This window comes from Pseudomonas sp. C2B4 (assembly GCF_013359695.1).
Classification (GTDB): domain Bacteria; phylum Pseudomonadota; class Gammaproteobacteria; order Pseudomonadales; family Pseudomonadaceae; genus Aquipseudomonas.
Map to the genome: position 1 here is coordinate 1 of NZ_JABFMU010000030.1, position 11,772 is coordinate 11,772.

The 11,772-nt window shown below is 61.2% G+C and carries 11 protein-coding genes; 3 read left to right on the forward strand and 8 right to left on the reverse strand.

Translation table 11 applies throughout. The features are described 5' to 3' along the window. Positions 1 to 69: 69 nt before the first annotated feature. Positions 70 to 1,182 carry an enoyl-CoA hydratase/isomerase family protein gene (locus HNQ83_RS18645; protein ID WP_175390290.1) on the reverse strand — a complete coding sequence of 371 codons (1,113 nt, stop codon included), beginning with the start codon at positions 1,180 to 1,182 and terminating at the stop codon, positions 70 to 72. 132 nt (positions 1,183 to 1,314) lie between these two features. On the opposite strand from HNQ83_RS18645, the gene ung reads away from it, so the two are divergent. Continuing rightward, the gene (gene ung / locus HNQ83_RS18650) at positions 1,315 to 2,007 is read left to right on the forward strand and encodes a uracil-DNA glycosylase (protein WP_175390291.1); all 693 of its coding nucleotides are present in this window, start codon (positions 1,315 to 1,317) and stop codon (positions 2,005 to 2,007) included. A gap of 87 nt (positions 2,008 to 2,094) precedes the next feature. Here ung and HNQ83_RS18655 read toward each other — a convergent pair whose 3' ends face one another. From HNQ83_RS18655 to HNQ83_RS18675, 5 genes are read right to left on the reverse strand one after another with little or no spacing between them, the layout of a single operon-like run. After that, on the reverse strand, positions 2,095 to 3,135 hold the full coding sequence (locus HNQ83_RS18655; protein ID WP_175390292.1) for an AbrB family transcriptional regulator: 1,041 nt from the start codon (positions 3,133 to 3,135) through the stop codon (positions 2,095 to 2,097). Then, positions 3,128 to 4,642 (reverse strand): tripartite tricarboxylate transporter permease, encoded by a 1,515-nt coding sequence (locus HNQ83_RS18660; protein ID WP_175390293.1) that lies wholly within the window; start codon positions 4,640 to 4,642, stop codon positions 3,128 to 3,130. Before HNQ83_RS18660 ends, HNQ83_RS18655 begins: the two co-directional genes overlap by 8 nt. Before the next feature lies 1 nt (position 4,643). Further along, positions 4,644 to 5,102: a tripartite tricarboxylate transporter TctB family protein gene (locus HNQ83_RS18665; protein ID WP_175390294.1), complete on the reverse strand. Its 459-nt coding sequence runs from the start codon at positions 5,100 to 5,102 to the stop codon at positions 4,644 to 4,646. Positions 5,103 to 5,160: 58 nt separating this feature from the next. Then, positions 5,161 to 6,138, reverse strand: a complete 978-nt coding sequence (locus HNQ83_RS18670; protein WP_175390295.1) for a tripartite tricarboxylate transporter substrate binding protein — start codon at positions 6,136 to 6,138, stop codon at positions 5,161 to 5,163. A 39-nt stretch (positions 6,139 to 6,177) separates the two neighbouring features. After that, positions 6,178 to 7,470 (reverse strand): OprD family porin, encoded by a 1,293-nt coding sequence (locus HNQ83_RS18675; RefSeq protein WP_175390296.1) that lies wholly within the window; start codon positions 7,468 to 7,470, stop codon positions 6,178 to 6,180. A 239-nt stretch (positions 7,471 to 7,709) separates the two neighbouring features. Between HNQ83_RS18675 and HNQ83_RS18680 the strand changes: the two genes are divergently transcribed. Together HNQ83_RS18680 and HNQ83_RS18685 are read left to right on the forward strand one after the other, a co-directional pair. Further along, positions 7,710 to 8,381, forward strand: coding sequence for a response regulator (locus HNQ83_RS18680; protein ID WP_175390297.1), 672 nt, complete (start codon positions 7,710 to 7,712; stop codon positions 8,379 to 8,381). After that, positions 8,374 to 9,762, forward strand: coding sequence for a sensor histidine kinase (locus HNQ83_RS18685; protein WP_175390298.1), 1,389 nt, complete (start codon positions 8,374 to 8,376; stop codon positions 9,760 to 9,762). Before HNQ83_RS18680 ends, HNQ83_RS18685 begins: the two co-directional genes overlap by 8 nt. Positions 9,763 to 9,876: 114 nt before the next feature. Here HNQ83_RS18685 and HNQ83_RS18690 read toward each other — a convergent pair whose 3' ends face one another. Together HNQ83_RS18690 and HNQ83_RS18695 are read right to left on the reverse strand one after the other, a co-directional pair. After that, on the reverse strand, positions 9,877 to 10,698 hold the full coding sequence (locus tag HNQ83_RS18690; RefSeq protein ID WP_175390299.1) for an HDOD domain-containing protein: 822 nt from the start codon (positions 10,696 to 10,698) through the stop codon (positions 9,877 to 9,879). A 34-nt stretch (positions 10,699 to 10,732) separates the two neighbouring features. Then, a complete protein-coding gene (locus HNQ83_RS18695) occupies positions 10,733 to 11,674 on the reverse strand; it encodes a folate-binding protein YgfZ (protein ID WP_175390300.1) in 942 nt (313 codons plus the stop codon). Positions 11,675 to 11,772: the final 98 nt, after the last annotated feature.

Sequence of the window (11,772 nt, forward strand, 5' to 3'; positions counted from 1 at the left end):
GCGTATCAGACAGCACTAATGGCGTCTGACACTCCCTCTTCGCGAGCAGGCTCGCTCCCACAGTTGTTATCAGTACTCTGATAGATCCGCCAACGGATGCCGGCCTTCCCAAACCTTTTTGAAATGCGCCTCCACCACGGCATCCGGCACTTTGTTGATATCCGGCCAGTGCCAGTGCGGTTTCTGATCCTTGTCGATCAACCGCGCACGCACCCCTTCGCTGAATTCCGGATGGCGGCAGCAATTGAGGCTCAGGGTGTATTCCATCTGAAAAACCTGCGCCAGCGACAGATGCCGGGCGCGGACGATCTGTTCCCACACCAGACGAGCGGTCAGCGGCGAGCCTTCGCTCATGGTCCGCGCGGCGCGGCTGAGCAGGAGGTCGGTGTGATCGCGCAACGCACTGATGGCTTTCCAGGCACATCGTACATCGCTGACATCCAGCAGTTCATCGATACGCTGGCGTCGCGGCAGCCACTGGGCTTCGGGCATCTGGTCGACGGCTTCCTGCTGCAGGGCCTTGAGCAGGCTGTTGAGCTGCATCGGCGTCTGTTCCTGCCAGTTCAATTGCAACAAGCCTTCGATGAGCTTTTCCTGTTGCTCATCCAGCAGGAAACGGTCGGCCAGATCCAGGTCAATGGCGTCGCGACCGTTCATATGGGCGCCGGTCAGGCCGAGGAACAGCCCGAGCTTGCCGGGCAGGCGCGACAGGAACCAGCTGGCGCCGACGTCAGGGTACAGGCCGATGCTGATCTCCGGCATTGCCAGTCGACTGCTCGGCGTGACAATGCGAATGCTCGCGCCTTGCAGCAGGCCCATACCGCCGCCGAGTACATAACCGTGTCCCCAGCAGATCAGCGGCTTGGGGTAAGTGTGCAGGCTGAAGTCCAGGCGATATTCCGAGTTGAAAAAGTGCGCGGCCAAGGTGGGCACTTCGCCCGGGTGGGCGCGACAGGCCTCCACCAGACTGCGCACTTCGCCGCCGGCGCAAAAGGCCTTGGCGCCGTTGCCGCGCAACAATACGCAGACGATTTGCGGCTCCTTGGCCCAGGCGTCCAGTCGATCGCGCAGGGCGTTGATCATCGGCAATGACAGGGCGTTGAGCGACTTTTCGGCATCGAGGGTGGCAACGCCGATGCGGGCGCCGTCGGTGCCGGTGAGTTCTTCGAAGTGCAGATTCATCGTGACCTCGATCGGGAATTTGAGGGTTAAGTATGATCGCTGTGCGGGAAAGTGCCGGATCTGCGTCAGATCAATTGACAAGCGTGGTCGGCCTTCTTAGGGTTCGCCCCATTGTTTTTGCCGGATGTGACCATGACTGCTGACGACCGTATCAAACTCGAACCGAGCTGGAAGGAGGCACTGCGTGCCGAATTCGACCAGCCTTACATGGCAGAGTTGCGAAATTTCCTGCAACAGGAGCGGGCGGCCGGCAAGGAAATCTATCCACCGGGCCCGATGATTTTCAACGCCCTGAACTCGACGCCGCTGGACAAGGTCAAGGTGGTCATCCTCGGTCAGGACCCGTATCACGGCCCGGGCCAGGCTCATGGTTTGTGCTTCTCGGTGCAACCGGGCGTACCGGCACCGCCGTCGCTGGTGAACATCTATAAAGAGTTGAAGCGCGACCTGAACATCGACATCCCCAACCACGGTTACCTGCAGAGCTGGGCGGAACAGGGCGTGCTGATGCTCAACACCACCATGACAGTCGAGCGCGCCAACGCCAATGCGCACAAGGACAAGGGCTGGCAGTTTTTCACGGATCGGATCATTGAAGTGGTCAGCCAAAGGCAACCGCACCTGGTGTTCATGCTGTGGGGCGCCCATGCCCAGAGCAAGCAGAAGCTGATCGACGCCACCAAGCACCTGGTGCTGACCTCGGTGCACCCGTCACCGTTGTCGGCCTATCGTGGCTTCCTGGGTTGCGGGCACTTCAGCCGGACCAACAAGTTCCTGGAGCAGAACGGCGAGACGCCGATCGAGTGGCGATTGCCGAACCTCTGAAAAAGCTACGCGAGCAGGCTCGCTCCCACAAGGAACACGCGAACCCTGTGGGAGCGAGCCTGCTCGCGAAGGACTTGACTCGGTCTATCAGACTGAATCCGGACCCCGGTTCCAGTACTTGAACAACGGCTCCGCCAGAAACAACACAAACAGCAACCGCATCACCTGCATTGCCGTCACCAGCGGTACCGACAGTTGCAGGGTCTCCGCCGTCAGGCTCATCTCCGCAATACCGCCGGGCATCATGCCCAGGGTCAGCGAACGCAGATCCAGGTGGGTCAGGGCGCTCAAGCCCAATGCCGCCGCCGTCGCAATCAACATGGTCAACACCGTGCCGATCAAAGTGCGGCCCATGAACGAGGGCGCGCGGCGGAAAAACTGTCGATTGAAGTGACAGCCCAGACCGCTGCCGATCAGCCATTGGCCAATCTGGCTGCCACCGTTGGGCAATCCGATGTGTAAATCCCAGCCGATGCTGACCGCTGCACTCACCAGCAACGGCCCGAACAGCCATGGGTTGGGTTGACGCAGGCGCTCCCAGATCCAGGCCACGACTGCGCCAGCAGGAAACAAAAACGCCAGCCAGCGCCAATCGATGCTGCCGGCGTGGGAGATGGGCGTGCCGTCGCCCAACAGGTATTTGAATGCGGCCGGCACACAGAGAACGACCACCAACACCCGCAAACTCTGTCCCGCCGCGACACGGCTGAGCACCGCGCCGTTACGGGCGCCGAGGTTGACCATCTCCCCGGAGCCACCGGGCATGCTCGAGAAGAACGCTGTGGCGCGATCTTCGCCGGTGCGCCGCATCAACCAGACCCCGACCACCGCCGACAGACTGGTGACCAGTGCACCGAAGAAAATCAGGCCGAAATGACTCAAAACCTGCTCCATCACCACCGGGGTGAAGTGCAGGCCGATGCCGATGCCGACAATCCACTGGCCGCACTTGCGGCCGCCAGGGATTTCCGCCAATTGCCAGGGTGTCAGGCAGCGCACGAGGATGATCGCCAGCAACGAGCCGACCATCCACGGCAGCGGCCAGCCGACCTGGCTGGCGAGGTAACCGCCCAGCAGGCCGACCAGTGGTGTGCCCCACCAGGCTTTGAAGGGTGTTCGATCAGACATCGGCGATAACGCGCCGGGCAACCGAACGCTTGCGCCAGATCCGCAGGATCGGCACCAGCAACATCACCACGATCAACCCCCAGACACCGACGGTGATTCCGCTCGACCAGAGAATGTCCAGGGAACCGTTGGAAATCGACAAGGCCCGACGCAGGTTTTGTTCCATCAAACCGCCGAGGATGAAGCCCAGCAGTACCGGCGACAGCGGGAAGTCCAGCTTGCGCAGGATGTAACCGAAGATGCCGATGCCGATCATCAGGAACAGGTCGAAGGTGGTGGCATGCACCGCGTACACGCCAATGGCGGTGATGATCGCGATCATCGGCACCAGCGCCCAGTTCGGCACGGCGAGGATTTTGGTGAAGATGCGGATCATCGGGATGTTGAGGATCACCAGCATGATGTTGGCGATGAACAACGACGCGATCAGGCCCCAGACGATGTCCGGTTGCTGTTGGAACAGCAGCGGGCCCGGGGTGATGTTGTACAGCGACAGCGCGCCGATCATCACTGCCGTGGTGCCCGAACCCGGAACGCCGAGGGTCAGCATCGGCACCAGTGCGCCGCAGGCTTCAGCACCGATGGCGGTTTCCGGAGCCGCCAGGCCACGCTTGTCGCCCTGGCCGAATTTGCCGTTCGGCCCGGCAATGCGTTTTTCGGTCATGTAGGCCACGGCGCTGGCCAGTGTCGCACCGGCACCCGGCAGCACGCCCATGATGAAACCGAGCACACCGCAACGCATGTTCACCCAGAACACCGACGCGGCTTCCTTGAAGTTGAACAGCATCCGCCCGGTGGCCTGGAAGGCTTCCTGGCCACGGTGGGTTTTTTCCAGCAGCAAGAGGATTTCGCTGATGGAGAACAGGCCCAGCACCAGCACCACGAATTGAATGCCGTCGGTGAGGTGGATGTTGTCGCCGGTGAAGCGATACACGCCGCTGTTGGCATCGATGCCGACGGTCGACAGGAACAGCCCGATCAACGCCGCGATGAATGTCTTCAGGGGACGGTCGCCCGCCATGCCGCCGAGGCAGACAATCGCAAACACCATCAACACGAAGTATTCCGCCGGGCCGAAGGCAATCGCCCACTTCGCCAGCATCGGCGCGAACACCACCATGCCGCAGGTCGCAATGAAAGCGCCGATGAATGAACTCCAGGCCGACAGCGACAGCGCCACACCGGCCAGGCCCTGGCGGGCCATCGGGTAACCGTCGAGGGTGGTCATCACAGTGGACGCTTCGCCCGGAATGTTCAGCAGGATCGAGCTGATCCGGCCGCCGTATTCGCAACCCAGGTACACCGCTGCCAGCAGGATCAGCGCCGATTCCGGCGGCAGGCCCAGGGCGAAGGCGATCGGGATCAGCAACGCCACGCCGTTGATCGGCCCTAACCCCGGCAACAGGCCAACGATGGTGCCGATCAGGGTGCCGCTGAGCGCGGTCACCAGGTTGTAAGGGGTCAGTGCGACGCCGAAGCCGTGACTCAAATAACCAAGCGTATCCATATCAGTTCTCCAGAACGTCGAGCAGGCCCAGAGGCAGTGGCACGTCCATGACTTTGTCGAACAGCAGGTACAGGCCGACGCTCATCAGGCTGATGATCACCGCGCCCGGCAACCAGCGTCCGCCATACAGGCGCGCCATCGGGATGCCGACCAGCATGCTGCTGAGGATGAAGCCCAGGGGTTCGAACAGCCCGGCGAAGACCAGCAGCAACAGCACGCAAACACCGATCTTGGTCAGGGTTTCGCGGTCCATCGGCGGATCTTCATCGGTGTGCTTGATCGGTGAAGGGCGGTACACCATGTACACCAGCGCCAGGCCCATCAGCCCCAGCATCAGCAGAGGGAAGGCCCGAGGACCGATCGGTTCATAGGAAAAAGGTGCCTGATAGGGCCAGGCCATCAGCACCAGGCTGAGACAGGCCAGCAACAGCACCGAAGCAAAAAGGCGTTGTAAGAGCATGGGAAACTCCTGTGCCACGGCCCCGCAAGACGGGACCGTGGCCGCTAGACAGAGACGATCACTGAATCAGGCCGAACTCTTTGGCCAGCACCTTGTAGTCCGCGACCTGCTTCTTCACGTAGGTGTCCAGTTCCTGGCCGGTCATGGCGAACGGGAACAGTTCACGCTGGTCGCGCAGCTTGGCGAACTCTTCGGACGCCAGCAGTTTGTCGAAGGAGTTTTTCCACCAGGCGTAGTCTTCATCGCTGACTTTTGGCCCCAGGTAGAAGCCACGAACCACCGGCCAGACGATGTCATAGCCTTGCTCTTTGGCGGTCGGAATGTCCTTCATTTCCGGCTCGTCCAGGCGCTTTTCGGAGAACACCGCCAGCAGACGCATGTCGCCGCTCTGGATGTGCGGCATGGAGTCGGAGATGTCGGTGCTGCCGACCTGGATGTGACCGCCGAGCAGGGCAGTGGCGATTTCACCGCCACCTTCGAGGGCGACGTAACGCAAGTCACGCGGATTGATACCCGCGGCTTTAGCGATCAGCGCGGTCTGCATCCAGTCCTGGCTGCCCACGGTGCCGCCTGAACCGATCACCACTTTGCTCGGATCTTTCTTCAGCGCCTGCACCAGATCGTCCAGGGTCTTGTAGGGCGAATCGCTTTTCACCGCGATGGCGCCGTAGCTGGTACCGACGGCAGCGAGCCAGCGCACGTTGGTTTCATCGAAACGACCGAACTTGCCTTGCGCCAGGTTCAGCAGCGAACCGCTGGACCAGGCCACCAGCGTGCCCGCATCCGCCGGGCGTTGGGCGACCACCGCGTTGTAGGCCACCGCGCCGACACCGCCGGGCATGTAGGTCACGCGCATCGGTTTGGTCAGCAGTTTTTCGTTGACCAGCGCGCTTTGCGCCAGTTTGCAGGTCAGGTCGAAGCCACCGCCAGGGGAGGCCGGGGCGATGCATTCCGGGCGCTTTGGCTCGGCCATCAGTTGGCCGGCGAACAGCACGCAGCTGGCGGCGAGAGCGATTTTACGCATTGACAGGTTCATTCAAGTCTCCTTGGGAGTTGTTGTTATGGACGTACTGAATTACCAAAGGGCAACGCTATAGCTCACCAGCAGACGCACTTCATCGGCATCGCGAGCAGAGTAGTTGGAACGGTAAGTGGCATTGCGCAGGCGTACGGCGACGTCCTTGAGGGCGCCACTTTGCACGACATATTTGATCTCGGTGTTGCGCTCCCACTCTTTGCCTTCGTCACCGTTCTTGAGTTTGATGTTGTCACCGCTCAAGTAACGGCTCATGAAACTCAGGCCGGGAACGCCGAGTTTGGCGAAGTCGAAGTCGTAACGTGCCTGCCATGAGCGCTCTTCGGCGCCGGCAAAGTCGTTGATTTGCACGAAGTTGACCAGGTACGGGTCGGCGCCATCCACATAGGGGAACGCGCTGTCGCCGGACATGTGCTGATAGCCGGCGCTGAACTTGTGTCCGCTCAAGGCATAACTCACCAGGCCGTTGAGGGATTGGTTATCGATCTTGCCGCCACGGGCTGCGCCCTCGTCGTCACTGATGGCCAGGCGCAAATCGGTACCGATCGTACCCGGTCCGAATGGCTGCGAGGCAATCACACCCAGGAAGTGCTGGTTGTAGACTTCATCGAGCTGCGCGAAGTGGTAGCTGCCGGTGATTTTGTCGGTGAACTTGTAGTCCACGCCGCCAAAGTCGAAATGCTTGCCGGCCACCGTACCGGCGAAACGACTGTTCTTGTTGTTGAGGGCGATGTCCTCGAAGTCAGTGCTGTCGCGGTCCTTGGCTTTCTCCAGGCGTCCGCCGGTGAAGGTCAGGTTCTTGATCTCTTTGGAGGTCAGCAGGCCGCCTTCAAACGTCTGCGGCAGGATGCGCCCATCGTTTGGCTTGAGGATTGGCAGTTCCGGAATCAGGCTGCCGATTTTCAGTTCGGTGGCGGAGATTTTCACTTTGCCGGTCAGGCCCAGTTTGGAGTATTCGTCAGCTGCGCGTCCGTCGTCGTGGGTCGGCAGCAGGCCGGTGCCGGTGCGATCAGGACTGGAATCGAGCTTGACCCCCAGCATGCCCAACGCATCGACTCCGAACCCCACGGTGCCGTCGGTGTAACCTGATTGCAGATTGAGCATGAAACCCTGGGCCCACTCGTCACGCTTGGACTGCTGGGCGCTGGTGCCGTCGCGAAAATCGCGGTTGAAGTACATGTTGCGGGTTTCGAAGGTGGCCGAACTGTCTTCGATGAAGTCGGCCTGGCTCAGCGGCGAAAAACCGGCAAGCGCGGCGGCACTGGCAAGGGCGGTGTTGCTGAAACGGGAGAGGCGGGCAGGCGCGATAGCCTGGGTCTGCAAGGACTGCATGGGTGACTTACTCCGTTTATTGTTCTTATTTGTCGAAAACGCTTCGAGGCGTTTTTCGGATCGCTGTTTGGCAGCAGCGACGGAACTTGAAACATTCCGTAACTCGACTCTAACCAGCCAACCTTTCGCTAACCTTTCATCGGGCTTACACGGTTTTTTTGGGCTTCACAGCAGCGGAGGTGGCTGTAAACTCCGCGCCAAAGAATGGCGTTGACCATCCCTGAATGAGGTAAAGATCCATGCGTGTTCTGCTCGTCGAAGATCATCTGCAGCTCGCCGAAAGTGTTGCCCAGGCGCTCAAGAGCACCGGGTTGACCGTGGACGTGCTGCACGATGGCGTGGCCGCCGATCTCGCGTTGGGCAGCGAGGAATACGCCATGGCGATTCTCGATGTCGGCCTGCCGCGCATGGATGGTTTTGAAGTACTGGCGCGTCTGCGCGCGCGGGGCAAGAACCTGCCGGTGCTGATGTTGACCGCGCGCAGTGATGTCAAGGATCGGGTCCATGGCCTCAACCTGGGCGCCGACGATTACCTGGCCAAGCCTTTCGAATTGACCGAACTCGAAGCCCGGGTCAAAGCGTTGCTGCGCCGTAGCGTGTTGGGCGGCGAGCGTGTGCAGCGCTGCGGGGTACTGGCCTATGACCTCGATACCCGGCGCTTCACCCTCGGCGAAGAATTGTTGACCCTGACCTCCCGCGAGCAGGCGGTGCTCGAGGCCCTGATTGCGCGTCCCGGCCGGGTCATGAGCAAGGAGCAGCTGGCCTCCCAGGTTTTTGGTCTCGACGAAGAGGCCAGCCCCGACGCCATCGAAATCTACGTGCACCGCTTGCGCAAGAAACTTGACGGTCAACCGGTCGCGATCGTGACCTTCCGCGGCCTCGGCTACTTGCTGGAAAGCCGCGATGCATAAGCCCAGCAGTCTGCGTTGGCGGTTGCTGTGGAACCTGGCGCTGTTGCTGGTGGTGTTGATGCTGGCCAGTGGCTTGAGCGCCTACTGGAACGGTCGCGAAGCCGCCGATACGGCCTATGACCGGACCTTGCTGGCGTCGGCACGAACCATCGCAGCGGGCGTCTCCCAGCGTGACGGAACGCTCAGTGCCGATGTGCCTTACGTGGCGCTGGATACCTTTGCCTACGACAGCGCCGGACGAATTTTTTACCTGGTCAACGACATCCACCAGAACCTGATTTCCGGTTACGAAAACCTTCCCGCGCCCCCGCCGGGAACGCCGCGTACCGATGACTACCCGGCACTGGCGCGTTTTTACAACGCCACGTATCGCGGGCAGAACGTGCGGGTGGTCAGCCTGCTCAAGCCGGTCAGCGAGCCGAACATGAATGGCATGGCGGAAATTCGCGTGGCGGAAACCGATGAGGCGCGGGTGAGCATGGCGCGCAGCCTGGCGGCGGATACCTTGCTGCGCCTGGGCATGCTGGCGGTCGGTGCGCTGCTGCTGGTGTGGTTTGCTGTCAGCGCGGCGTTGCGTCCGTTGGAGCGCTTGCGGACAGCGGTGGAAGAGCGGCAATCCGACGACCTTCGTCCTTTGCCGTTGGTGGAAGTGCAGCGCGAGTTGTGGCCCTTGGTGCGTGCACTCAATCACTTTACGGAACGCCTGCGTGAGCAGTTCGAGCGTCAGGCGCAATTTATCGCCGATGCCGCCCATGAATTGCGCACACCGCTGGCAGCCCTCAAGGCGCGCCTTGAGCTTGGCATGCGGGCGAGCGAACCCGATACCTGGCGCAATACCCTGGAGACCGCCGCCCAGAGCACCGATCGCTTGACCCACTTGGCCAATCAGTTGCTTTCACTGGCACGGGTCGAGAATGGCGCCCGGGCGATTGCCGAAGGGGGCGCGCAGTTGCTCGATCTGAGCCAGTTGGCCCGTGAACTGGGGATGGCCATGGCGCCGCTGGCCCATAAACGCGGCGTGGCGCTCGCACTGGAAGCGGACGAGCCGATATGGCTGCGGGGCGAGCCGACCTTGTTGAACGAACTGTTGAGTAATCTGGTGGACAACGCGCTGGCCCATACGCCCCCCGGCGGCAATGTCATCCTGCGGGTTTCGGCGCCTGCGGTGCTGGAGGTCGAGGACGATGGCCCGGGCATTCCCCTGGAAGAGCGCGAGCGGGTGTTCGAGCGTTTCTACCGGCGCAACCAGCAAGTGGCCGGATCAGGCTTGGGATTGGCGATTGTCGGCGAGATCTGCCGCGCGCACCTGGCGCAGATCAGCCTGCACGATGGCGAGCACCGGGGGTTGAAGGTGCGGGTGAGTTTTATTGCCGGGGAGTGATGGTGTCTGGCCTGCCCCCTTCGCGAGCAGGCTCGCTCCCACAGAGGTGTGTGGTGCTGCATGGATCCCATGTGGGAGCGAGCCTGCTCGCGAAGGGGGCGACGCGGTCCAGGATCAATAAAACATCGAACGCGTTTCTTCCAGGTCAGCACACATCGCCTTGTTGTCGGGATCGATCCCGAGCTTGATGAAGGCCGGCACGCTGAAAGGATCGATTCGCGAGAGCGGGTGGTCGGTGTCTTTGTGGCAATACAGGCTGGCCACCTGCACCAGATCGACGTAATCGATCTGCGCCGACTGTCGTTTGAAGTTCAGGTACTGCCGTGGCACTTGCACCAGCATCTCCGGAAACTCCCAGACCCTGAGCAACTTGTCGCCAAGCAATGGATGAATGTGCTCGATCACGTGGTTCAGGCTGACCGGATCGGACAGCAGTTCATAGTGATCCTCGGCATAGGTCAGGATCGGCAGTACACCGATCTGATGCACCAGCCCGCCAAGCGCCGCCTGATCAGGCTTGAGCTGGGTGTAGCTGCGGCACAACGAATAGCTGACCCCGGCGATTTCCAGGCTCTTGCGCCAGACTTCGCGCATCTTCTGTTCCACCACCTCGGAGCGGGCATGGAAAATCTGTTCCATGACCAGGCCGATGGCCAGGTTGCTGCTGTAGTTGATGCCCAGGCGCGTGATCGCCGTGTGCAGGTCGGTGACTTCCTGGGTCGCGCGCAGCAAAGGGCTATTGACCACTTTGATCAGGCGCGCCGACAGGGCGGTATCGCGACCGATCACTTTGCTCAGGGTGCTGATGCTGATTTCCGGGTCTTCAGCGGCCTTGCGAATCTGCAAGGCCACTTCCGGCAGTGTCGGCAGAACCAGGTCATCGTTATCGATGGCCTCAACCAAATCCTGTTGGACCTTTTCCGCCAGCTCACTCATTTCGTTTCTCTAGGTGTCGCAAAAAGTACGGCGGTTAACGCTGGATTTCGCGGTCGCGGTCCAGTTCGTAAGGCAAATCGAGCAAATGCAAGGCTGGCCCATCGAGCGCGCCCACATGGATATCGCCGGCTTCTGCCGCTTCGGCTTGCAACACCGCCAGCAGTTCAATGTGCTGTCCGGCTTGGGCAGCCAGTACCACTTCACCGATCGAGCTGGCATGGCTTGGGGCGAACAGCTGGGTTCCCGGTTCAGGCAGGTCACCGGCGTCCAGTTGTACGCGATACAGGCGGCGCTTGAGTTTGCCCAGGTACTGCATGCGCGCGACGATTTCCTGGCCGGTGTAACAGCCTTTCTTGAAGCTCACGCCGCCAACGGCTTGCAAGTTGAGCATCTGCGGGATGAACAGCTCGCGGGTGCCCGGCATCACCTGGCCGATCCCGGCGCGGATCTGGCCCAGCAGCCATTGATTCAGATCGCCTTCGGCCAACAGGGCGGCCAGCTTGCCCTTGATCGTGTCGGCCTGATCGGCAGCGGCCCAGAGTTCGGCGCGACCGGGCGAAACGCGAACGGCGATCAGACCGTCATGGCGCACGACGCTGTCGGTGTCCGCCGGTAGCTCAAGCCCGAGGCTACTGAGTGCAGCATCACCCTGATCGACGCCGAAGCGGACCCAGGCGGCGCTTTCATCGGTCAATTTTGATTTGGAGAACACCGCGTATTTTTTCAGGTCCGCCAATTGCGGCTCCAGCAGTTCGCTGGCCATGGCCAGGAGCACGCCGTCACCGTCGAGCAGGATGCGGAAACTCGATTGCATCCGGCCTTTCTGCGTGCAGCGCGCGCCGAGGCTGGCCTGGGTATCGCTCAGGTAGTTGAGGTTGCAGGTCAATTGCCCTTGCAGGAACTTACTGGCATCCGCGCCGCGGACCGCCAGAACACCTTCATGAGGCAGCGTGCAGAAAAAAGCAGAATCGGCCATGGGTCATCGCAGGGTAAAAAGTCTGGCGGACATGATAAGGGGGCGCCTTCGAAATGGGTAGTTCACAAAGGATCGTCGGTGACCGACCAAAGCCGACT

Bases quoted from the DNA above. Each gene is read 5' to 3' on its own strand.
- HNQ83_RS18645 (WP_175390290.1), bottom strand. From the start codon at position 1,182: ATGAATCTGCACTTCGAAGAACTCACCGGCACCGACGGCGCCCGCATC.
- ung (WP_175390291.1), top strand. From the start codon at position 1,315: ATGACTGCTGACGACCGTATCAAACTCGAACCGAGCTGGAAGGAGGCA.
- HNQ83_RS18655 (WP_175390292.1), bottom strand. From the start codon at position 3,135: ATGTCTGATCGAACACCCTTCAAAGCCTGGTGGGGCACACCACTGGTC.
- HNQ83_RS18660 (WP_175390293.1), bottom strand. From the start codon at position 4,642: ATGGATACGCTTGGTTATTTGAGTCACGGCTTCGGCGTCGCACTGACC.
- HNQ83_RS18665 (WP_175390294.1), bottom strand. From the start codon at position 5,102: ATGCTCTTACAACGCCTTTTTGCTTCGGTGCTGTTGCTGGCCTGTCTC.
- HNQ83_RS18670 (WP_175390295.1), bottom strand. From the start codon at position 6,138: ATGAACCTGTCAATGCGTAAAATCGCTCTCGCCGCCAGCTGCGTGCTG.
- HNQ83_RS18675 (WP_175390296.1), bottom strand. From the start codon at position 7,470: ATGCAGTCCTTGCAGACCCAGGCTATCGCGCCTGCCCGCCTCTCCCGT.
- HNQ83_RS18680 (WP_175390297.1), top strand. From the start codon at position 7,710: ATGCGTGTTCTGCTCGTCGAAGATCATCTGCAGCTCGCCGAAAGTGTT.
- HNQ83_RS18685 (WP_175390298.1), top strand. From the start codon at position 8,374: ATGCATAAGCCCAGCAGTCTGCGTTGGCGGTTGCTGTGGAACCTGGCG.
- HNQ83_RS18690 (WP_175390299.1), bottom strand. From the start codon at position 10,698: ATGAGTGAGCTGGCGGAAAAGGTCCAACAGGATTTGGTTGAGGCCATC.
- HNQ83_RS18695 (WP_175390300.1), bottom strand. From the start codon at position 11,674: ATGGCCGATTCTGCTTTTTTCTGCACGCTGCCTCATGAAGGTGTTCTG.